A 21,404-nucleotide genomic window follows, 5' to 3' on the forward strand; every position below is an offset into this window, starting at 1 on the left:
AGGGCATGGCAGGCACGAACAGCGAACGCACGCTGATCGCCGAAGGACCGGCGATCATTCTCGTTCATCCGCAACTGGGCGAGAATATCGGCATGGTGGCGCGCGCCATGGCGAATTTCGGGCTTGCCGAACTGCGCCTGGTCAATCCGCGCGACGGCTGGCCGAGCGAGAAGGCGATTTCCGCCGCCAGCAAGGCCGATCACGTCATCGCGGCCGCCACCGTCTTCCCGTCGCTGGAGGCGGCAATTGCCGACCTTGAATTCGTCTATGCGACGACGGCGCGCGACCGCTACGGCTACAAGGAAGTGCGCTCGCCCGTCGTGGCGTCCGATGATCTGCGCACGCGCTTCAGGGCAGGGCAGAAGACCGGCATCCTCTTTGGACGCGAGCGTACGGGCCTCACGAACGAGGAGATCGCGCTCGCCGACGAACTCGTGACCTTCCCGGTCAATCCGGCCTTCGCATCGCTCAATCTCGCCCAGGCCGTGCTTCTGATGAGCTATGAGTGGATGAAGAGCGGCCTTTCCTCCGTCGAGGTGACGCCGTTCAGCGCGCTGCCGCAGCGTCCGGCGCAAAAGGAGGAACTCCAGGGCCTCTTCGATCACGTCGAGGAAACGCTCGATGCGCGCGGTTATTTCCGGCCTGCCGAAAAAAAGCCCAAACTGGTGGAGAACCTGCGCGCCATCCTGACCCGCCCGTCCTTCACCGGTACGGAGATCCAGGTGCTGCGCGGCGTGATTTCCTGCCTCGACCGCTTCACCCGCGAATCACCGCGGGGCGCGGCCAATCCGAACCGAACCCGCAACCGCCGGCCCAAGGTGCCTCGTGACAGCGACTAGCCCGAAACCGATCCTGATGTTCGACAGCGGCATTGGCGGCCTGACGGTGCTGCGCGAGGCGCGCGTGCTGATGCCGGAGCGGCATTTCACCTATGTGGCTGACGATGCGGGCTTTCCCTATGGCGGCTGGGAAGAGCCGGCGCTCAAGGCGCATATCGTAGACCTCTTCGGAAAGCTACTGCACGAGCACGATCCGGAAATCTGCGTTATCGCCTGCAACACAGCCTTCACGCTGGTCGGCGCGGATTTGCGTGCCTCTTTCCCGCATATGCAGTTCGTCGGCACCGTGCCGGCCATCAAGCCGGCGGCCGAGCGCACGCGCTCGGGCCATGTTTCGGTGCTCGCCACGCCTGGCACGGTCAAGCGCGCCTATACGCGCGATCTGATCCAGTCCTTCGCCACGCAATGCGATGTGCGCCTTGTCGGCTCGGAAAACCTTGCCCGTATGGCCGAGGCCTATATCCGGGGCGAGACCTTGTCTGACGAGGCGGTGCGCGCGGAAATCATTCCGTGCTTCGTGGACGAGATGGGCCGCAAGACGGATATCGTCGTGCTGGCCTGCACACACTATCCCTTCATGGCAAACCTTTTCCGCAAGCTGGCGCCGTGGCCGGTCGATTGGCTGGACCCGGCCGAAGCCATCGCCAGGCAGGCCCGCCGCCTCGTGCCGCCGCTCGAAACGCTGGCGCCGGGCGAGGACATCGCCATCTTCACTTCCGGCAATCCCGATTTTTCCACCCGCCGCCTGATGCAGGGTTTCGGCCTGCGCGTGGTGTGACGCGGCTTTCCCTGTGGGTTTTTTAAAACCCTGCGGTGACGGGTGGGCATTTCGTGTTAGGGCTTGCCGGTTGCCCGGTGGCGGCCGGGCGAATCGCAGATTTCAGAAACGAGGAACGGGATGAAGGTCGGCATCGACATGGGAACGGTGCAGGGCGGCGCACCGGCCAAGCTCGATATCGAGGAACTCTTGGCGACGCGCCTGCTGGTGCAGGGCAATTCGGGATCGGGCAAGTCGCATCTTCTGCGCCGCCTGCTCGAACAATCCGCGCAGTGGGTGCAGCAGGTCATCATCGACCCCGAGGGGGATTTCGTCACGCTGTCCGACCGCTTCGGCCATGTGGTCGTAGACGGGCAGCGCACCGAGGCCGAGCTTGTCGGCATCGCCACCCGTATCCGCCAGCACCGCGTGTCCTGCGTGCTCTCTCTCGAAGGCCTGGAGGCCGACGAGCAGATGCGTGCCGCCGGCATCTTCCTGAATGCGATGTTCGATGCTGACCGGGACTACTGGTATCCGGTGCTCGTGGTGGTCGACGAGGCACAGCTCTTTGCGCCCGCGGTCAGCGGGGAAGTCTCCGAAGAAGCCCGGAAACTCTCGCTCGGCGCGATGACGAACCTGATGTGCCGCGGTCGTAAGCGCGGTCTTGCCGGCGTTATCGCCACGCAGCGTCTCGCGAAGCTTGCCAAGAATGTCGCGGCGGAGGCCTCCAACTTCCTGATGGGCCGTACCTTCCTCGATATCGACATGGCGCGCGCCGCCGATCTGCTCGGCCTCGATCGAAGGCAGGCGGAAATGTTCCGCGACCTGCCGCGCGGTGCTTTCGTGGCGCTGGGGCCGGCGCTGTCGCGCCGCCCGCTGCCAGTGACCATCGGCGCCGTGGAGACGTCCGCACGCTCGACCAGCCCCAAGCTGATGCCGCTGCCGGATGCGCCGCAGGATGTGGAAGACCTGATCTTCACGCCCGACCCCGACGAGTTTTCCCGCCCGCTGGTGCGCCGCGCACCGCCCGCGCCGCGTCCGACCACCGATATCCTGGCCGAACTCTCCCGCGCACGCCCAGAGCCGGGCCAGACGGAAACCAAGGCACCGGCACCGGAAATCTCTCCTGAGGAGCGCGAAAGCCTGCTCGATCAGGCGCTTGCCGAAATCCTCGGCAATCCGGAAGCGGCGTTCCGCGCCGATGCCGAGCTGTTCCAGGACTTTCTCGTGCGCTGCCGCATCCGTCGCGTGCCCGGCGCGCCGCTGTCGCTGCCGGCCTTCCGCCGCAAGATGGCGGTCGCGCGCTCCGGCGTCGATGCCGAAACGGCCGCAACAGAGGTATGGGGCAGGGCGCTCGACCTGTCGCGCAACGTCACGGAAGACCTTCAGGGTGTGTTCCTGCTCATCGCGCAGGCCGCCGTGCGCGGCCTTGCCTGCCCCTCGGATGCGCGCATTGCACGCGCCTATGGCACGCATTCGGCACGCCGGGCGCGCCGCCTCCTCGGTTACTTCGAGGAGCAGGGGCTGGTCGTGGTGCACAGCGATCTCGCCGGCCACCGCATCGTCGCTTTCCCGGATATCGGCTGCGAGACACTGCCGGGCGATGCCAACGGGCCGGACCTTGCCGATTCCCACCGCGATGCGGCGGAATAGGCCGATTTTCCGGAAACGGTGCGTTGACAAAATTGTAAAAATGTAGGACTACCCCGCCAGCGCCGGGCAGAAATGTCCGGTGTTTCATTTGACATGTCCCGTGGATTCTCCGGTCGCGATCGTGAGAAGCCTGTCGGAACCCAAAAGGTTCAGAGGAGGGCGTGTTTCCTTCAGCCGGTCCGGCAACGGGCAGGCAGTAACAAGACCAGAGGAAATGCGATGAGCAAGCGCGCTGCATCCAAGTACAAAATCGACCGCCGCATGGGCGAAAACATCTGGGGCCGTCCGAAGTCCCCGGTCAACCGCCGCGAATACGGCCCGGGCCAGCACGGCCAGCGCCGCAAGTCCAAGCTTTCGGACTTCGGTGTTCAGCTCCGCGCCAAGCAGAAGCTGAAGGGCTACTATGGCGATATCCGCGAGAAGCAGTTCCGCGCGATCTTCGCTGAAGCCGAACGCCGCAAGGGCGACACCCCGGAAAACCTGATCGGCCTGCTCGAATCGCGCCTCGACGCGATCGTCTACCGCGCCAAGTTCGTTCCGACGGTCTTTGCTGCCCGTCAGTTCGTGAACCACGGCCACGTCAAGGTCAACGGCGTCCGCGTCAACATCGGTTCCTACCGTTGCAAGCCGGGCGACGTCATCGAAGTCAAGGAAAAGTCCAAGCAGCTCGTCACGGTTCTCGAATCCGTTTCGCTGGCTGAACGCGACGTTCCTGATTACATCGAAGTCGATCACAACAAGATGGTCGCGACCTTCGTTCGCGTTCCGGTTCTCTCCGACGTGCCCTACGCCGTCGTCATGGAACCCCACCTGGTTGTCGAATTCTACTCGCGTTAATCGCGAACGACACCTTGCCAAATTCGGAAAAGCCGCCAAGAGATTGGCGGCTTTTTCTTTGGGGGACAGTGCACGATGGATCTGCAAGCCATCCTCGACGATATCCACGATAGCCTGTCGCCACGGCGCGGCGAGGGCAGGGTCGCCGATTACATTCCACAGCTTGCCCATGTCGACCCGAAGAAGTTCGGCATTGCGGTCGTCACGGTCGACGGGGCCGTGCATCTTGCCGGCGATGCGCAGGAGCCGTTTTCCATCCAGAGCATCTCCAAGGTCTTCACGCTGACGCTGGCGCTCGGTAAGCATGGCGAGGCGATCTGGAAGCGCGTCGGCCGGGAACCTTCGGGATCCGCGTTCAACTCCATTGTGCAGCTGGAATATGAAGGCGGCATTCCGCGCAATCCCTTCATCAATGCCGGCGCCATCGCCATCACCGATCTCGTGCTGGCCGGCCATACGCCAAAGGAGGCGATCGGTGAGGTCGTGCGCTTCATGCGCTACCTCGCCGACGAGGACGATATCATCGTCGATCAGGATGTGGCGCGCTCCGAGCAGGCGACGGGGTTTCGCAATTTCGCGCTCGCCAATTTCCTGCGCTCCTTCGGCAAGCTCGATCATGCCGCCGAACTGGTGCTCGGTGTCTACTTCCACCAGTGCGCTCTGGCCATGAGCTGCCGCCAGCTGGCGCGGGCGGGGCTGTTCCTCGCCAATAGCGGCGTCAATCCGCTGACCGGCCACCGCGTGGTATCTCACCTCCGGGCGCGGCGCATCAATGCGATGATGCTGACCTGTGGTCACTATGACGGCTCCGGCGACTTTGCCTACCGCGTCGGCCTGCCGGGCAAGAGCGGTGTGGGCGGCGGCATCCTGGCCGTTGCGCCGGGAAAGGCGTCGGTCGCCGTCTGGTCTCCCGGTCTCAACGACAACGGCAATTCGCTTCTCGGGTCGCTGGCACTCGAAATGCTGGCGGCGCGAACCGGGTGGTCCATCTTCGGGGCTTGATTGTGCGGGCGGTTCGGGGCATTGCAGGCGCATGACCCTCGCACTCGCCGAAACCGAAGACGACGCCCCGGACGAAGGCCGCCATCCGCTCTTTTCGAATGCGCCGTCCAGCGTGTCCTTCAACAAGCTGCGCAAGCGCCTGCTGCGTCAGGTGCGGCAGGCGATGGACGATTTTGCCATGCTGCAAGGCCAGAAACGCTGGCTGGTCGGCCTTTCCGGCGGCAAGGACAGCTATGGCCTGCTGGCGCTCCTGATGGATCTGCAATGGCGCGGCCTGCTGCCGGTCGAGCTGATCGCCTGCAATCTCGATCAGGGCCAGCCGAATTTTCCCAAACAAATCCTGCCGGAATACCTGAAGTCCATCGGCGTTGCGCATCGCATCGAATATCGTGACACCTATTCGATCGTGAAGGAAAAGGTGCCGTCCGGGGCGACCTATTGCTCGCTCTGCTCGCGACTGCGCCGCGGCAACCTTTATCGCATCGCCCGCGAGGAGGGCTGCGACGCGCTGGTGCTCGGCCATCATCGCGAGGACATTCTCGAGACCTTCTTCATGAACTTCTTCCATGGCGGCCGGTTGGCGACCATGCCGCCGAAGCTCCTCAATGATGAGGGCGACCTCATGGTGCTGCGTCCGCTCGCCTATGCAGCGGAGGACGACCTGGCGAAGTTTGCCGCTGCCATGCAGTTTCCGATCATTCCCTGCGACCTCTGCGGGTCGCAGGACGGCCTCCAGCGCAATGCGATGAAAGCGATGCTGGCTGATATCGAAACGCGTATGCCGGGCCGCAAGGAAGCGATGCTGCGTGCGCTCGGCCATACCAATCCCTCCCATCTGCTCGATCCTAAGCTCTTCGATTTCTCCTCCCTCGAAACGGTAAGACAAGAATGACGACCATTGATATCAATGCCCTCGCGCTCGTGCTTGCACAGGCGGCCGAAGCCGAAATCCGTCCGCGTTTTCGCGCACTCGCGAAAGGCGACGTCCACACCAAGGCGGATGCGAACGACCTCGTGACCATTGCCGACGAGGCGGCAGAGCGCTTTATCAAGCGCGAGGTCGAGGCGCAGTTTCCGGGTGCGCTGTTCGTCGGCGAGGAATCGGTTGCGGCCGATCCGGCGCTGCTGCCGAAGCTTGCCGAGGCCGATCTCGCCATCGTGGTCGATCCGATCGACGGCACGTTCAACTTCGCGGCCGGCGTTCCGATGTTTGGCGTGATGGCGGCGATTGTGTCCGGTGGCCAGACCGTCGGCGGCATCATCTACGACCCGATGGGCGACGATTTCGTCATGGCGGAGAAGGGTGGCGGCGCCTGGCAGACCGGCGGCCACCGGCCGGCCGTCAAGCTCAAGGCCCGCGGCGCAGCGCCGCTGGAAGAGATGACGGGCATGGCTTCGACGAGTTTCTTCGATCGCGAGCGGCGCGCCCGCGTGCTGTCCAATCTTGCCAAGGTCGCTTTCGTTTCGAACTATCGCTGCGCGGCGCACGAATATCGCACCTTCGCCGGCGGGCACCTGCATTACCTGATGTACAACAAGCTGATGCCCTGGGATCACCTGGCCGGCACGCTGATCGCGCAGGAATCCGGCGCTTATGCCGCGCGCTTCGACGGCAAGCCCTATGAGCCGCACCATGTCGGTGGTGGCCTGCTGGTCGCGCCGGACAGGGACAGCTGGGAACTGCTGCGTCGCGAAGTCTTCGTCGACTGAGTTATTTTCAGGTGGAATGAGAAAAGGCCCGGTGGCTTTCGCGACCGGGCCTTTCCTGTTCGTGAACTTTTCGCTTGTCGTCAGGTTGCCGGATTGTGCGGCTGGAAGAGCTTGCCTCGTTCCGCGATCAGCACGAAGACCAAGCCGATTACGGAAAGCGAGAAGAAGCCCAGCACGAGCGGCAGGGCGGTTCCGTTGAACGACTGGCCGATGACGGCGCCCACCACCGTGCCGCCGGCCGTGCCCATGAAACCGAGCACGGAGGAGGCGGTGCCGGCGACATGGCCGAGCGGTTCCATCGCCAGCGAGTTGAAGTTCGAGCCGATCCAGCCGAACTGGAACATCGAGATCGCAAACAGCGTGATGAACAGCGCGAAGGGCAAGTGCGTCGGCCATAGCAGCGTCAGCACCAGCCACAGCGCATTTACACCGAGGAAGCCGAGGAGCGCGCCGTGTGACAGGCGACGCATGCCGAAGCGACCGACGAGGCGGGCATTGACGAAGGACGAGAGCGCCATGAAGGCCGCGACCGCCGCAAAGGCCACCGGGAACCAGACGCCGAGTTCGTAGATGCCGACATAGATCTGCTGCGCGGAGTTGATGAAGCCGAAGAGCGCCCCGAAGATGAAGGTGCTCGCCAGGGTGTAACAGAGCGCTACGCGATCGGTCAGCACGATGCGGAAACCTTGAAGCACCGAGCGCACCGTGAAGGGGCGCACATCGTTTTCATGCAGCGTTTCCGGCAGGCGGAAATACATCCACGCCCAGACGGCCGCTGCCATCACGGCCATGAAGACGAAGATCAGGTGCCAGTCACCGAGGATCATCACCACTTGGCCGATGCCGGGCGCCATGACGGGTACGACCATGAACACCATCATGATCAGCGACATGACCTCGGCCATCGCGCGGCCGCCGAAGATGTCGCGCACGATGGACACGGTGATGACGCGCATGGCCGCCGAGCCGATGCCCTGAACGAAGCGGAGCACGAGAAGGGCGGTGAAGCTCGGAACGAGGATCGCGGCAAGTGACGACACGACATAGATCGCAAGGCCCACGAACATGGGAATGCGCCGGCCGAAACGGTCGGAGACCGGACCGTACAGCAGCTGCGCGAAGGCAAAGCCGATCAGATAGGCCGAGATGACATATTGCCGGTGGTTTTCGCTCTCGACACCGAGGCTCGCACCGATCTCCTGCAGACCCGGCAGCATGATGTCGATGGCAAGCGCGTTCAGCGCCATCAGCAGCGCCATGAGCGCAATGAATTCTATCTTGCCCATGCCTTTCAGGCGCTGGGCGGCGTCGGGGGATAGTCCAGACATATCAATTCATTCCAAAAATGAGAGAAGGCGCCGCTGGGATGCGGCGCCTTTGCAATATCGGCAGTCTGAAGACCGCATACCGTCAGGCAGCACCCTTGATCGCAACACCCTGTTCCTGAAGGTGGGACTGCAATTCGCCCGCCTGGAACATCTCGCGCACGATGTCGCAACCGCCGAGGAACTCACCCTTCACATAGAGCTGGGGAATGGTCGGCCAGTTGGAATAGTCCTTGATGCCCTGGCGGATATCGGCGTCGGCAAGCACGTTGATGGCCTTGTAGTCAACACCGACATAATCGAGGACCTGCACGACCTGGCCGGAGAACCCACACTGCGGGAATTCCGGGGTGCCCTTCATGAAGAGCACGACGTCGTTGGTCTTGACTTCGTTGTCGATGAAATCGTGAATGCCACTCATTTCCGTATTCCCTAGCAGATCGGCTTCAAGGGCCGATGGGATGAACCATGGGCCCTAGATAACAACCTCGTGTGACAATTGCCAGAAGTCGCATGCAAAAAATGCTTGCTGTGCTTTTCAGGCGGACGCACCGGTGCGGCGATAGGCGATCAGCCAGTATGCGAGGCCACCGGCCAGACCGCCTGCAAGAATCATGAAAACAAAGGTGTCGTACAGCAGCGAACGATCGAAGAAGACAAGCGACAGCGGACCGTCGATGCCGCCGGCAATCACGAAGAACAGCCATGCTCTCATCTGGAGAACACGCGCAAGGACGACCGTGACGATGAAGCCCGGAAGGGCGCAGCCGAGCGTGTAGGCAAGACCGACGAGGAAAATCTGAAACAGGCCGTCGCTCGCGCCCGCCCAGAAGTAAAGCAGAAAAATCACCACGGTTGTCGCGGTCAGAACGGCGGCGATATAACCGAGGGCAACAAGAAGAAAGCTGGGTTGCCCGCTTGCGGCCAACCTGTTGTCTGCGGTCACGTACTGACGTCCTTCTTTGCAGAGCGGCGCAAGCCGCGTCTAGCTGCTGCGCTGGCTGCTGCGGCTTGCGGCCGTGCGACGACGGCTCACCTGCTTGCGCGGTCGCTTGGCCGGCTTCTTTGCCGGTTTCAGGGCGGCTTCGATGATGTCGCCGAGCAGCCCGCCGGACGCCTTCTTGCGCGTCGTCGTCTTGCGGCGCGTGCGCTTGGTCGTCGTGGCCTTGCGCACGCCAGTCTTCTTCAGCACCTCCTTGAGGGCTGCATCGATAACGCCGCTGACGAGTTCGTTGAGAAGGCCGGCCATCGGTGTCAGTCCGGAATGGAGGTCTGGAGGGCAAGGGCGTGCAGAACGCCGCCCATATTGCCCTTCAGCGCGTCATAGACCATCTGGTGCTGCTGCACGCGGGTCTTGCCGCGGAAGGCTTCCGCGACGACCTCGGCAGCATAATGGTCGCCGTCGCCGGCAAGATCGCGGATGACCACCTTCGCTCCCGGAATGCCGGATTTGATGAGGTCTTCGATATCGCCCGGTGACATGGCCATGAAAATGCTCCCTTATTTATTCCGCGGCGGCAGCGGCGGTGCCGTTGCCATCCATGAAGTCAGGGAACCACGATTCATGGGTGTTGCGCAATTGCTCAATCGACAGCGACAGCAGACCATCCACGGCAAGCGCATCGCCACCCACGGTGCCGAGGCGGCGGAACGGGATGCCTGCGCCTTCCGCGCTGGCGCAGATGAAGTTTGCGAGGTCGGCAGGAACCGCGATCACGTATCGGGCCTGGTCTTCGCCGAACAGAACGGCGTGTGCGGGGGCATTGGCACCCGAAATTTCCACCTTGGCGCCCTTGCCGGAGGCCATGACCATTTCGGCAAGCGCGATGACGAGGCCGCCGGAGGAAATGTCGTGGCAGGCGGTGACCTGGCCGTTGCGGATGGCCGAGCGCACGAAATCGCCGTTGCGGCGTTCGGCGTGCAGGTCCACTTCCGGGGCCGGGCCGTCGATCCGGCCGACGACATCGCGCAGATAGACGGACTGGCCGAGATGGCTGCCGTCCGTGCCGATGAGAATCAGCTGGTCGCCGTCCTTAGCGCCGCCGATCTTGGCCATGACCGACCAGTCGGGCAGCAGGCCGACGCCGGCAATGGTGGGGGTCGGCAGGATCGCGATGCCGTTCGTCTCGTTGTAAAGCGAGACGTTGCCGGAAACGATCGGGAAGTCGAGCGCGCGGCAGGCCTCGCCGATGCCTTCGATGGCCTTGACGAACTGGCCCATGATCTCCGGCTTTTCCGGGTTGCCGAAATTCAGGTTGTCGGTGGAGGCGAGCGGCTCGGCGCCGGTCGCCGTGATATTGCGCCAGCATTCGGCGACGGCCTGCTTGCCGCCTTCGAACGGATCGGCCTCGACGTAGCGCGGGGTGACGTCGGAGGAGAAGGCAAGCGCCTTGCTGGCATGGCCTTCGACGCGCACGACGCCGGCGTCGCCGCCGGGGATCTGCAGCGAATTGCCCTGGATGAGCGTGTCGTACTGCTCATAGACCCAGCGGCGGCTCGACTGGTTGGGCGAGCCGACCAGCCTGAGCACGGCTTCGCCGTAGTTTTCCGGTTCAGCGACGAGGTTTGCCGGCAGCGGTGCGGGCTTGCCCGGCTCGCGCCACGGGCGGTCGTATTCCGGGGCCTGGTCGCCGAGGTCCTTGATCGGCAGGTTTGCGACTTCCTCGCCCTGGTGCAGGATGCGGAAGCGCAGGTCGTCGGTCGTGTGGCCGACGATGGCGAAGGCCAGACCCCACTTGACGAAGATCGCCTTGGCGACCTCTTCCTTTGCGGGCTCCAGGACCATGAGCATGCGCTCCTGGCTTTCCGAGAGCATCATCTCGTAGGCGGTCATCTGCTCTTCGCGGACCGGAACCAGATCGAGGTTCAGCTCGATACCGAGGTCGCCCTTGGCGCCCATTTCCACGGCCGAGCAGGTAAGGCCGGCCGCACCCATGTCCTGAATGGCGATGACGGCGCCGGTCTGCATCAGTTCGAGGCAGGCTTCAAGCAGGCACTTTTCGGTGAAGGGGTCGCCGACCTGCACGGTCGGGCGCTTCTCTTCGATCGTTTCGTCGAATTCGGCCGATGCCATGGTCGCGCCGCCCACGCCGTCACGGCCCGTCTTGGCACCGAGATAGACGACCGGCAGGCCGACGCCCTTGGCTTCCGACAGGAAGATGGCGTTGGACTTGGCAAGGCCGGCGGCAAAGGCGTTGACGAGGATGTTGCCGTTATAGCGCGGGTCGAATTCGACCTCGCCGCCGACGGTCGGCACGCCGAAGGAATTGCCGTAGCCGCCCACACCGGCGACGACGCCGGAAACCAGGTGGCGGGTCTTCGGGTGATCCGGCTCGCCGAAACGCAGCGCGTTCATGGCGGCGATCGGTCGCGCACCCATGGTGAAGACGTCGCGCAGGATGCCGCCGACGCCGGTCGCCGCACCCTGATAGGGCTCGATATAGGACGGGTGGTTGTGGCTCTCCATCTTGAAGACGACGCAGTCGCCGTCATCGATGTCGACCACGCCGGCATTCTCGCCGGGGCCCTGGAGGACGCGCGGACCCTTGGTCGGCAGCGTGCGCAGCCAGCGCTTGGAGGATTTGTACGAGCAGTGCTCGTTCCACATGGCGGAGAAGATGCCGAGCTCGGTGAAGGTGGGTTCGCGGCCGATCAGCGAAAGGATGCGGTCGTATTCGTCCGGCTTCAGCCCGTGGGCGGCAATCAGCTCCGGAGTGATCGGGCGGGTGTTCGAAATGGTCATCGTCGCTCGTCTTGTCGTGGAGGGCAGGATTGCGGTCTCTTTACCGCATGCCGCCGTGCAGCGCGACAGGAAAATGACCGGGAATCACAGGCGGGCGCGGCTTTCAGGCCGGGCTGTCATAGCCGCTTGGTCCCGAAGTGATGAGTCTGCGCAGCCTTGTGAGGCCGGCAACCACATCCTGCCGGTTTTCCGGCGAGGAAATGCCGATCCGCACACGGTGGAAGGTCTTTTCGGAGCGACCCGCCTTGAACTCGTCCTCGTCGTCGATGAGCACGTCCTCGGCGAAGGCAGCCTGCCGGAAGGTGCCTGAAAGCCAGGGATCGGGCAGCTTGAGCCAGACAAAAGGCACGCGCGGATGCGAGTTGAATTCGAGGCCGGCGAAAATCTCGCGGACCAGTGCCTCGCGCGCCATCACCTCGTCGGAAACCTGCGTGCGGATGGCTTCCGCGGTGCCGGACAGGACCAGCCGTGCGGCAAGTTCGGCGAGCAGGAACGGCAAGCCGCCGCTCACCATCTTGTGGGCGATGCGCACGCGCTGTGCGAGATGCGGCGGGCAGGCAATCCAACCGCCGCGCACACCTGCGGCAACGCTCTTTGAAAGCCCGCCAACGAGGAACGTGCGATCCGGCGCGAGTTCGGCGATGAGGGGCAGGCCGTTTTCGGTCGACCCGCCATAGAGATTGTCCTCCACGAGAAAGACATTGTGCCGCTTGGCAATGGCGGCAATCGCGCGCCTCCGGTCTTCCGGCATGGTGGCGAGCGTCGGATTCTGCGCCGACGACATGAGAAAGGCGAGCTTGGGATGCTGCTGGACGCAGACCCGTTCGAAGTCATCGGGAAGTACGCCGTCGGCATCGGAATCCACCAGCACGCTCTGACGGCCGATCAGCGCCGTGCCGCGGCTCACCTGCGAATAGGTGACGTGTTCGAAGACGATGCGGTCGCCCGGTGCGGTGATGACCGAAACGGCAGCGATGACGGCGGCATGGGCGCCAAGTGTGGGAACGATGCTGTCATGGCCCGGTTGCCAGTCGCCGCGCTGCAACCAGCGCCGCCCGGCCTCCAGCCAGTCCGCCGGGAAATTGCGCGTATAGCTCGCGATCTCGCTCGGCTGATCCCGGCAGATCGCTGCAACGATATCCGTGATCGCCAGGGACTGACCGACATTGGTCGCCGCCGTCGTGTCGAAGCGCAGCTTGCCAGGTGGTGCGCTGGACGCGCGAGTGCCGTTGAGGCGCGCGCTGACCGTATCGACCGCGGCCGGGCTGTCGTTGTCGCCCGACCCTAGCACATAGGTTCCGCGTCCAACCTCGCCGCTGACGAGACCGCGTTCGCGCACCATCGCATAGGCGCGGCTGACGGTGCCGATGGTGACGCCGATGTCATAGGCGAGATTGCGCTGCGGCGGCAGCTTGCTGCCGGCGGGAAGGGCACCGATGCCGATCGCCTGTTCGATCTGGTCGGCAATGCGGACATAGAGCGGGCCATCGGTGGCCTGGAGATTGGGCAGCCAATTTGTCATGGTGCCAATTCATATGTTGCACCGCTGATGGAGTCAATTATTTCCTGAATGCGCCAATTGTCACATTCCTTGTGAGAATTTCAGGAGGTTAGACGATGACAATCGATGCAATTCAATCGGAAGCCGCCACGGTGCCTGAGTTCCCGGTGCGCTCGTTATTGGTGCGGATATCGCTTGCCTTGCGGAACTGGGCCATGAAGCGCCGCACGCGCTATGCGCTCCTCGAACTCACGGATACACAGCTCGAGGATATCGGCATCTCGCGCAGCGAGGCGCGGCGGGAAGTCGCAAAATCGTTCTACTGGAACTGAGGGGCTCAGCAGCCCTTGCCGCCGGCCGCCCAACGCCTGACGTCGGTTGCAATGCGGGCACCGACCGGCTCGCTCATCAGCGGACCGAATGCGTCGAGCTTCGCGGGATTGCCTTCAGCCTGCACGACGAGCAGTGGACGCGATTCCGGCGAATTGCGGTGGACGACGAGAATGCGCGGCCGGCCAGAGAAGGAATTCAGTTCGGGCGCAAGGCGATAGGCCTTGAAGGCCGGATCACCCGATTTGAACCAGCAGGCATTGGCGCCGAGCGCGACGCGCTCCATCGTCGGCAGGGCCGCGCCGTTCGGCTTCGGCGCCGGCGTCTTCGTCTGGCATCCGGCCAGAGCCGCAGCGAGGGCGAGCGGCAGGATGAGCTTTGCGGACGGAACAGGGCGCATGGGATGCCTTTCGGAAGCGAACATGCGCCTTTGATAGCAAGGACCGGTTAAGCAGCGATTACGTCGAGGACCGATGCGAAGAGTGCGCGACCATCCGAGCCGCCATGGGCGGCCTCGATGAGGTTCTCCGGATGCGGCATCAAACCGAGCACGTTGCCCTTGGCATTCATCACGCCGGCAATGTCGTTGATGGAACCGTTCGGATTGGTACCGTCTGCATAGCGGAAGACGACCTGGCCGTTGCCTTCGATGGTCGAGAGCGTCTCGGCATCGGCGAAATAGTTGCCGTCATGGTGAGCGACCGGGCAGCGTATGATCTGGCCCTTGTCATAGGCGCGGGTGAAATCCGTTTCGGCATTCACCACTTCCAGCTTCACCTCGCGGCAGACGAATTTCAGCGAGGCATTGCGCATCAGCGCGCCCGGCAGGAGGCCCGCCTCAAGCAGGATCTGGAAGCCGTTGCAGACGCCGAGGACCTTCACGCCGGCCTCGGCCTTCGCCTTGATCGCCTGCATGACGGGCATGCGCGCGGCAATGGCACCGCAGCGCAGGTAATCACCATAGGAGAAGCCGCCGGGGATGACGATCAGGTCGACATCCGGCAGGTCCGTTTCGGTCTGCCAGACGGTGACGGGCGCGACGCCCGAAATCTTGGTCAGCGCCGCGATCATGTCGCGGTCACGGTTAAGGCCGGGGAGCTGGACGACGGCGGACTTCATGGGTGTGGTTCAAACCTTGCCTGGGCCTCGGCGAGTTCACGCAATTCGAGGCGGTTTTCGATACGGTCGAGACGTGTCAACACCTGAGCCATGCTGCTGTGTAGGTTGTTGACGTCCCCTTGCATGACATGCATGTGATTTCGCAGGCTCACGATATCCTGCCGCATATCCCGCTGTCCGTCCTTAAGCGTGGTAAGGTCAGACTGGATACGCTTCATGAGCTCGAACATTAACTCCTGCGAAATATCCGTCATTGCTTCGTCCCTTCAACCGTCAGGCGAGGGCGATAGTATAGTTCTCGATTACCGTGTTGGCCAGCAGCTTCTCGCACATGGCCTTGAGATCGGCCTCAGCCTTCGCGCGGTCGGCGGTCTCAAGCTCGAGGTCGAAGACCTTGCCCTGGCGGACCTGGCCGACGCCGTCGAAACCGAGGCTGCCGAGGGCGCCTTCGATCGCCTTGCCCTGCGGGTCGAGAACACCGTTCTTCAGCGTAACCGTTACGCGTGCCTTGATCATGTCTATCGTTCCATCCTTGGGAGCGTGTTATTTCACCAGAACGGGGCCGGTGCCGCGCACAGGCTCGTTCTCATTGATGACGCCGAGGCGACGGGCAACTTCCTGGTAAGCTTCCAGAAGTCCGCCCATGTCGCGGCGAAAACGGTCCTTGTCCATCTTTTCCTGGGTCGCGATGTCCCAGAGACGGCAGCTGTCGGGCGAAATCTCGTCGGCGATGATGATGCGCATCATGTCGCCTTCGTAGAGACGGCCGCATTCGATCTTGAAATCGACGAGCTGGATGCCGACGCCGAGGAAGAGACCGGACAGGAAGTCGTTGACGCGGATGGCGAGCGCCATGATGTCGTCGAGTTCCTGCGGGCTCGCCCAGCCGAAGGCCGTGATGTGTTCCTCGGAGACCATCGGGTCTTCGAGCGCATCGGCCTTGAAATAGAATTCGATGATCGAGCGCGGCAGCACGGTGCCTTCCTCGATGCCGAGGCGCTTGGACAGCGATCCGGCGGCAACGTTGCGCACGACGACCTCGAGTGGGATGATCTCGACTTCCTTGATCAGCTGCTCGCGCATGTTGAGACGACGGATGAAATGGGTCGGAATGCCCATCTTGTTCAGCTGCGTGAAGAGATATTCGCAGATCCGGTTGTTCAGTACGCCCTTGCCGTCGATGACGTCATGCTTCTTCTTGTTGAAGGCGGTGGCGTCGTCCTTGAAAAACTGGATCAGTGTGCCCGGCTCGGGACCCTCATAAAGAATCTTGCCCTTGCCCTCGTAGATACGGCGGCGACGGTTCATGGTTTTTATCTCGGTTGTTGGCGCTCTTGGGCTGCGCGGGTGTCGTTCGTTTGCGCTCCCATAAACGAAATGCCGCAGTTTAACAATCGGCGTTCCGCCCGATCCCCCGATTTCCGGCGTTTCGGTGAAGTTACGGCGGGACAAAAGTTCGCATTGCACTTTTCCCGGCGTTTTGATTTATGGGCTTGGAAGCCCAAACGGGGCAAAAGAATCGACGGGAGTAATCTATGGCCAGCATCAACGATCGGGAAAAGGCCTTCGAAGCCAAGTTTGCGCTGGATGAGGAGCTTCGCTTCAAGGCGGAAGCGCGCCGCAACAAGCTGCTCGGCCTCTGGGCTGCCGGCCTGCTGGGCAAGAGCGGCGAGGCGGCTGACGCCTATGCCAAGGAAGTCGTTGCTGCAGACTTCGAAGAAGCCGGCCACGAGGATGTCGTTCGCAAGGTGAAGGCAGATTTCGACGCCGCGGGCGTTGCTCGCACCGAAGACGACATTCGCCTTCAGATGGTCGAGCTTCTCGCCGTCGCCGTGTCTCAGATCGAAGCCGGCTGAGCGACACACACTGCAAAGAGTATTCGAAAGCCGTCGTGCCTTTCGCCCGGCGGCTTTTTTGTGGCCTAGCTGATGGTCGCGCGACGGTTGCTGTCCTGAGGGTCGCGGATGCCGCCCGGCACCTTGCGCCATTCCTGCTGCTGGACGAAGTCTGGGATCGCTTCAGCCGGCATGGGGCGCGCCAGCGCATAACCTTGCAGACTGTCGCAGCCGAGATCGCGCATGATGGCGACATGGGCAGGGGTTTCGACACCCTCCGCGATCACCTCGATATCCAGCGAGCGGCCGATCTCGATGATCGTGCCAACAAGCTTGCGCTGCGCGGGCGAGCGGCTGACGGGCTTGACGAGCTGCCGGTCGATCTTGAGACGGCGCGGCCTCAGCTTCATCAGGCTGACGATGGAGGCATGGCCCGTGCCGAAATCGTCGATTTCGATCTCGATGCCGAGATTGCGGATTTCCGCCAAGTTTTCTAGAACGACATGGTCGCAATCATCCAGGAAGATCGATTCCAACAGTTCGAAGGATAGTGATTTCGGCGCTATATCCAGCGTACGAAGCGACCTTCCGAGCTCGGGATCGTGCAGGCGCTTGGAGGAGACATTGACCGAGATCTGGTCGATACCGACGCCGAGCCGCCGCCATTCCGCGAAGTCGGCAAGGGACTTTTCCAGTACGATACGGTCGATCGTCGCCACGCAGTCCAGATCTTCTGCGATCTTCAGGAAGGTGTCCGGGGCCAGGATCCCACGCGTCGGGTGGTTCCAGCGCGCCAGCGTTTCCACGCCGACAATGTCGAGCGTGCGCGCGCAGAATTTCGGCTGGTAATAGGGCAGGAAGCGGCCCTGCTCGACACTCGAGAGAATGTCGTCGGCCGTCTGCTTGTTGGTGATGATCTGCGCCTGAAAATCGCTGGTGAAGAATTCGTGCCGGCTTCTGCCGCGGTTCTTCGCCCGGTAGAGTGCGAGGTCGGCATTGATGAGCAATTGTCGCGCATCGATCGCCGTGCCCGATTGGCTGGCAATGCCCACACTGGCGCCGAACCGGCAGATATGCCCGTTGAAGGTAACGGGCTTGCGCATGGCCGTGACGATCGCCTCGGCGAGTGACGCGAGGTTGCGTCCGGCCGGCCCCGCCGAAAGGAAGACGAATTCGTCCCCGCCGATGCGGGCGACGAAGTCGGTGGCGGATTTGAGTTCGGACAGTACGCTGGCGGCGTGGACCAGCATCCTATCGCCGGCGTCGTGGCCGAGCGTGTCGTTGATCTCCTTGAAGCGGTCCAGATCGATGTGAAGCACAGCCAGACGACTGCCGTTCTGTTCCGCGCGACGGGCCGCCTCCTCAATCTCCCTATCGAGATACCGCCGGTTCGGCAGTCCCGTCAGGTGGTCATGCAGGGACGTGTATTCTATACGTGCGCGTGCGACCTCCAGCGCCTCGTTGCGCGCCTCCGCAAGGTCTTTCGCGTGTTTCAGTTCCTCCTGAAGCTGGACATCCTCGGTCACATCCCAGTTCGCGCCGATGAGCCGCGGCACGCCGGTCATGTCCGTGTAAGGGGCGGCGCGGCCGCGCAGATGCCGGATCTCCCCGTCGCCCCTGATGATGCGGAATGCATTGGCGAAATCCGCATTGTTCGCGAGCCCGTCAGCGACCTTCTTTTCCGCCAGATGCCTGTCGTCTGGATGCAGTGATCGCTCCCAGCTGCCGATATCCGGTTTCTCCCGCAGATCGTACATCTCGATCATGCGGTCGTCCCAGTTCACCTCATTGCTCCTGAGATTGACCTCGAACACGCCGACGCGCGAGACGTCGAGTGCCAGTTCCAGGCGGCGCGACATTTGCGACAGCCGCTCTTCTGCTTCCTTGCGATCGGTGATGTCGGTGTCGGTGCCGGCGATGCGGCTCGGCTTGCCGTCCGGTCCATATTCCACCACGGCGCCGCGGCTCTCTATCCAGACCCAGTGACCATGTTTGTGTCGTTCGCGGTAGCAGAAGACGCTGAATGACGTCTCGCCGCTTTCCTGTCGGGCGATGGCCGCAAGCACATGCTCACGATCGTCGGGATGCACGTTGCCGATCCATTCGTCGAGCGCGGAATCGTAGGTCTCGTGCGGCTGCCGGCCGCGTATCGTGCACCATTGTCGGGAGTAGAAGCGCTGGTCGCGCGCAAAATCGTGATCCCAAACGCCCTGGCCGGCGGATTCGAGCGCGTGGTTCCAGCGGCTCTCGCGCTCGGCGAGCTCCAGCGCATTGCGCTTGCGCTCATCCACATCGAGGAACTGCACGATCATGTCAGGCGCAAGATCGTCTTCGGGAAGGGCGGGCGGCTCGATGAAGGAGGCAAGTACCCAGAACTCATCGCCGCCAGGGCGTTGCAGGCGGATTTCCCACGGTGCCTGCTCGGTCAGTTCCTGGCGTGTGGCGAAGGGCAGGATGGCGCGGTGGGCTGGGGAGATACAGGCATCGAAAGCCGGCAGTTCTTCAATGGACGATATACCGAAGGCACGCAGCAGTGCGTCGTTGGCGTCGATGATGCGCCGCTCTGTGTCGAGCGCGGCAAATGCGAAACTGGAACGCGCGAAAAGCCGGCGATAAAACGGAACGTGATCCGTTTTTCGCACGGCCTCGTGGGGCGAACCGGATGGTTTGGCCATAAAATGCGCCTGTTTTCAACTCAAGGGCGCAAGCTTGGCGGATTTCTATGAATTTCCTCTTAATGAGGGCTTGCTAAGCTTTCAGCTTGCTCAGGAACTGCGCGAAGACCATCGTTCCCTCCGGCCAGGGACCGTGGCCGGACTGTGCGTTGATGTGTCCCGCTTCGCCGGCATCGAGGACTAGGGATCCCCAGGCGGCGGCGATGTCGTCGGCGTGTTCATAGGTGCCGAAGGGATCGTTGCGGCTTGCCACGACGATGGAGGGAAACGGCAGCGGATCGCGCGGGTAGGGCCCGAACGTCATGAAGTGCCTGGGGCGGATATCGGGATTGGCGACATCCGGCGGTGCGACAAAGAACGCGCCAGCGACCTTGTTCTTGAAATGCGGCGCGGCATGGACGGCTGCCGTCACGCCGAGCGAGTGACCGACGAGAACGACGGGTTTTGTTGCCACGGCAACTTCTTCGACCACACGCTGAACCCAGTCCTCGCGCACCGGCTTTGCCCACTCCGCCTGTTCGACACGGCGCGCCGTCGAGAGCTTGTTCTCCCAGCGGCTCTGCCAGTGGTCGGGGCCCGAATTGGTATAGCCGGGGACGATGAGTATTTCTGCTTCCGAAACTTTCATGGGCGCGGATGTGCTGTCGGTGCGTGCGAAATTCAAGGGGGCGGCGATGGCATGTGCGGCGCCATCGCCTTTTCATGTCTGTCGGGATCGATCAGACCGCGCCGAAAACGCGACGGAAGATCGTATCGACGTGCTTGGTGTGATAGCCGAGGTCGAACTTCTCGCGGATGTCCTCCTCGGAAAGTGCTGCGCGCACTTCCGCGTCGGCCAGAAGCTCTTCGAGAAAGTCCTTGCCCTGTTCCCAGACCTTCATGGCGTTGCGCTGCACGAGGCGATAGGCATCCTCGCGCGAGGTTCCCGCTTGCGTAAGGGCAAGCAGGACGCGCTGCGAATGAACAAGGCCGCGGAACTTATTGAGATTCTTGAGCATGTTGTCCGGATAGATCACCAGCTTCTCAATGACGCCCGCCAGACGGTTCAGGGCGAAGTCGAGCGTGATGGTCGTATCCGGGCCGATGCCGCGTTCGACGCTGGAATGCGAGATGTCGCGCTCGTGCCACAGCGCCACGTTCTCCATAGCGGGGGTTACGGCCATGCGCACGAGGCGGGCGAGACCCGTCAGGTTTTCCGTCAGGACCGGGTTGCGCTTGTGCGGCATGGCGGAGGAACCCTTCTGGCCGGGCGAGAAGAACTCCTCGGCTTCCAGAACTTCCGTGCGTTGCATGTGGCGGATTTCGATGGCGACGTTCTCGATGGAGGAGGCGATGACGCCCAGCGTCGCGAAGAACATGGCATGGCGATCGCGTGGGATGACCTGCGTGGAGACCGGCTCTGGCACCAGACCGAGCTTGGCGCAGACATGTTCCTCGACGCGCGGGTCGATATTGGCGAAGGTGCCGACGGCGCCGGAGATCGCGCCGGTCGCGATTTCCGCGCGGGCCGCCACGAGACGGGCGCGGTTGCGGTCCATTTCAGCATAGAAGCGGGCGAGCGTCAGGCCCATCGTGGTCGGCTCGGCGTGGATGCCGTGGCTGCGGCCGATGCGGATCGTGTCCTTGTGCTCGAAGGCGCGGGCCTTCAGCGCCGCGAGAACGCGGTCCATGCCGGCCAGAAGGATATCGGCAGCGCGCACGAGCTGGATGTTGAAGGTGGTGTCCAGCACGTCCGAGGACGTCATGCCTTGATGCACGAAGCGGCTGTCGGGACCGACGAATTCGGCAAGGTGCGTGAGGAAGGCGATGACGTCATGCTTGGTCACGGCCTCGATCTCGTCGATGCGGGCGACGTCGAATTCGGCCTTGCCACCCTTCTCCCAGATCGTTTCGGCAGCCGATCTCGGGATGACGCCAAGTTCCGCCAGCGCATCGCAGGCATGGGCTTCGATCTCGAACCAGATGCGGAACTTCGTTTCGGGCGACCAGATGGCGACCATGTCCGGTCGGGAATAGCGAGGGATCATCGGCTCTAGACTTTCCTTGGGAAGGTGGGAATTGCCGCCGCTTTAGCAAAGA

At 62.9% G+C, this 21,404-nt stretch carries 24 protein-coding genes; 9 read left to right on the top strand and 15 right to left on the bottom strand.

Annotated elements, in window-relative coordinates:
* Positions 1-5: 5 nt before the first annotated feature.
* The 7 genes from MKI86_RS06915 to MKI86_RS06945 all read left to right on the top strand — a co-directional run bounded on the left by MKI86_RS06915 (position 6) and on the right by MKI86_RS06945 (position 6,798).
* Positions 6-839 (top strand): RNA methyltransferase, encoded by an 834-nt coding sequence (locus MKI86_RS06915; RefSeq protein WP_241599023.1) that lies wholly within the window; start codon positions 6-8, stop codon positions 837-839.
* On the top strand, positions 826-1,617 hold the full coding sequence (gene murI, locus MKI86_RS06920) for a glutamate racemase (RefSeq protein WP_241599025.1): 792 nt from the start codon (positions 826-828) through the stop codon (positions 1,615-1,617). Before MKI86_RS06915 ends, murI begins: the two co-directional genes overlap by 14 nt.
* A 120-nt stretch (positions 1,618-1,737) precedes the next feature.
* Positions 1,738-3,249 (top strand): helicase HerA domain-containing protein, encoded by a 1,512-nt coding sequence (locus MKI86_RS06925; protein ID WP_241599027.1) that lies wholly within the window; start codon positions 1,738-1,740, stop codon positions 3,247-3,249.
* 219 nt (positions 3,250-3,468) lie between these two features.
* A complete protein-coding gene (rpsD, locus tag MKI86_RS06930) occupies positions 3,469-4,086 on the top strand; it encodes a 30S ribosomal protein S4 (protein ID WP_241599036.1) in 618 nt (205 codons plus the stop codon).
* A gap of 75 nt (positions 4,087-4,161) precedes the next feature.
* Positions 4,162-5,088, top strand: a complete 927-nt coding sequence (locus MKI86_RS06935; protein ID WP_241599038.1) for a glutaminase — start codon at positions 4,162-4,164, stop codon at positions 5,086-5,088.
* Between the two features lie 31 nt (positions 5,089-5,119).
* Positions 5,120-5,980, top strand: a complete 861-nt coding sequence (gene ttcA / locus MKI86_RS06940) for a tRNA 2-thiocytidine(32) synthetase TtcA (protein ID WP_241599040.1) — start codon at positions 5,120-5,122, stop codon at positions 5,978-5,980.
* Positions 5,977-6,798, top strand: a complete 822-nt coding sequence (locus tag MKI86_RS06945) for an inositol monophosphatase family protein (protein WP_241599042.1) — start codon at positions 5,977-5,979, stop codon at positions 6,796-6,798. The genes ttcA and MKI86_RS06945 overlap by 4 nt, the downstream gene beginning before the upstream one ends.
* Before the next feature lie 80 nt (positions 6,799-6,878).
* Here MKI86_RS06945 and MKI86_RS06950 read toward each other — a convergent pair whose 3' ends face one another.
* From MKI86_RS06950 to MKI86_RS06980, 7 genes are all read right to left on the bottom strand, one after another.
* Positions 6,879-8,084 (bottom strand): multidrug effflux MFS transporter, encoded by a 1,206-nt coding sequence (locus MKI86_RS06950; protein ID WP_241599305.1) that lies wholly within the window; start codon positions 8,082-8,084, stop codon positions 6,879-6,881.
* Positions 8,085-8,208: 124 nt separating this feature from the next.
* Positions 8,209-8,544: a Grx4 family monothiol glutaredoxin gene (grxD, locus tag MKI86_RS06955; RefSeq protein ID WP_241599052.1), complete on the bottom strand. Its 336-nt coding sequence runs from the start codon at positions 8,542-8,544 to the stop codon at positions 8,209-8,211.
* A 117-nt stretch (positions 8,545-8,661) separates the two neighbouring features.
* A complete protein-coding gene (locus tag MKI86_RS06960) occupies positions 8,662-9,069 on the bottom strand; it encodes a hypothetical protein (protein ID WP_241599055.1) in 408 nt (135 codons plus the stop codon).
* Between the two features lie 39 nt (positions 9,070-9,108).
* Positions 9,109-9,372 carry a hypothetical protein gene (locus MKI86_RS06965; RefSeq protein WP_241599057.1) on the bottom strand — a complete coding sequence of 88 codons (264 nt, stop codon included), beginning with the start codon at positions 9,370-9,372 and terminating at the stop codon, positions 9,109-9,111.
* 5 nt (positions 9,373-9,377) lie between these two features.
* The gene (locus MKI86_RS06970) at positions 9,378-9,611 is read right to left on the bottom strand and encodes a BolA/IbaG family iron-sulfur metabolism protein (protein ID WP_117366205.1); all 234 of its coding nucleotides are present in this window, start codon (positions 9,609-9,611) and stop codon (positions 9,378-9,380) included.
* A 16-nt stretch (positions 9,612-9,627) separates the two neighbouring features.
* Positions 9,628-11,865 carry a phosphoribosylformylglycinamidine synthase subunit PurL gene (gene purL / locus MKI86_RS06975; protein WP_241599059.1) on the bottom strand — a complete coding sequence of 746 codons (2,238 nt, stop codon included), beginning with the start codon at positions 11,863-11,865 and terminating at the stop codon, positions 9,628-9,630.
* A gap of 103 nt (positions 11,866-11,968) precedes the next feature.
* The gene (locus tag MKI86_RS06980) at positions 11,969-13,387 is read right to left on the bottom strand and encodes an aminotransferase-like domain-containing protein (protein ID WP_241599061.1); all 1,419 of its coding nucleotides are present in this window, start codon (positions 13,385-13,387) and stop codon (positions 11,969-11,971) included.
* A 95-nt stretch (positions 13,388-13,482) separates the two neighbouring features.
* Between MKI86_RS06980 and MKI86_RS06985 the strand changes: the two genes are divergently transcribed.
* Positions 13,483-13,698 carry a DUF1127 domain-containing protein gene (locus MKI86_RS06985; protein WP_241599063.1) on the top strand — a complete coding sequence of 72 codons (216 nt, stop codon included), beginning with the start codon at positions 13,483-13,485 and terminating at the stop codon, positions 13,696-13,698.
* A gap of 5 nt (positions 13,699-13,703) precedes the next feature.
* Here MKI86_RS06985 and MKI86_RS06990 read toward each other — a convergent pair whose 3' ends face one another.
* From MKI86_RS06990 to purC, 5 genes are read right to left on the bottom strand one after another with little or no spacing between them, the layout of a single operon-like run.
* Positions 13,704-14,096, bottom strand: coding sequence for a hypothetical protein (locus tag MKI86_RS06990; protein ID WP_241599064.1), 393 nt, complete (start codon positions 14,094-14,096; stop codon positions 13,704-13,706).
* 47 nt (positions 14,097-14,143) lie between these two features.
* A complete protein-coding gene (purQ, locus tag MKI86_RS06995; RefSeq protein ID WP_241599067.1) occupies positions 14,144-14,815 on the bottom strand; it encodes a phosphoribosylformylglycinamidine synthase subunit PurQ in 672 nt (223 codons plus the stop codon).
* Positions 14,812-15,069, bottom strand: coding sequence for a hypothetical protein (locus MKI86_RS07000; RefSeq protein WP_241599069.1), 258 nt, complete (start codon positions 15,067-15,069; stop codon positions 14,812-14,814). Before MKI86_RS07000 ends, purQ begins: the two co-directional genes overlap by 4 nt.
* 19 nt (positions 15,070-15,088) lie before the next feature.
* The gene (gene purS, locus MKI86_RS07005; RefSeq protein WP_160872458.1) at positions 15,089-15,331 is read right to left on the bottom strand and encodes a phosphoribosylformylglycinamidine synthase subunit PurS; all 243 of its coding nucleotides are present in this window, start codon (positions 15,329-15,331) and stop codon (positions 15,089-15,091) included.
* 27 nt (positions 15,332-15,358) lie between these two features.
* Positions 15,359-16,123 (bottom strand): phosphoribosylaminoimidazolesuccinocarboxamide synthase, encoded by a 765-nt coding sequence (purC, locus tag MKI86_RS07010; protein WP_134650796.1) that lies wholly within the window; start codon positions 16,121-16,123, stop codon positions 15,359-15,361.
* A gap of 227 nt (positions 16,124-16,350) precedes the next feature.
* On the opposite strand from purC, the gene MKI86_RS07015 reads away from it, so the two are divergent.
* On the top strand, positions 16,351-16,671 hold the full coding sequence (locus MKI86_RS07015; protein ID WP_241599071.1) for a DUF1476 domain-containing protein: 321 nt from the start codon (positions 16,351-16,353) through the stop codon (positions 16,669-16,671).
* A gap of 65 nt (positions 16,672-16,736) precedes the next feature.
* Here the strand turns inward: MKI86_RS07015 and MKI86_RS07020 are convergent, their stop codons facing one another.
* The 3 genes from MKI86_RS07020 to purB all read right to left on the bottom strand — a co-directional run bounded on the left by MKI86_RS07020 (position 16,737) and on the right by purB (position 21,352).
* A complete protein-coding gene (locus MKI86_RS07020) occupies positions 16,737-19,325 on the bottom strand; it encodes a sensor domain-containing protein (RefSeq protein WP_241599073.1) in 2,589 nt (862 codons plus the stop codon).
* 73 nt (positions 19,326-19,398) lie between these two features.
* Positions 19,399-19,953 carry an RBBP9/YdeN family alpha/beta hydrolase gene (locus MKI86_RS07025; protein WP_241599075.1) on the bottom strand — a complete coding sequence of 185 codons (555 nt, stop codon included), beginning with the start codon at positions 19,951-19,953 and terminating at the stop codon, positions 19,399-19,401.
* A gap of 91 nt (positions 19,954-20,044) precedes the next feature.
* Positions 20,045-21,352 (bottom strand): adenylosuccinate lyase, encoded by a 1,308-nt coding sequence (purB, locus tag MKI86_RS07030; RefSeq protein WP_241599077.1) that lies wholly within the window; start codon positions 21,350-21,352, stop codon positions 20,045-20,047.
* Between the last annotated feature and the right edge of the window lie 52 nt (positions 21,353-21,404).

This window comes from Shinella sedimenti, from assembly GCF_022601905.1.
Classification (GTDB): domain Bacteria; phylum Pseudomonadota; class Alphaproteobacteria; order Rhizobiales; family Rhizobiaceae; genus Shinella; species Shinella sedimenti.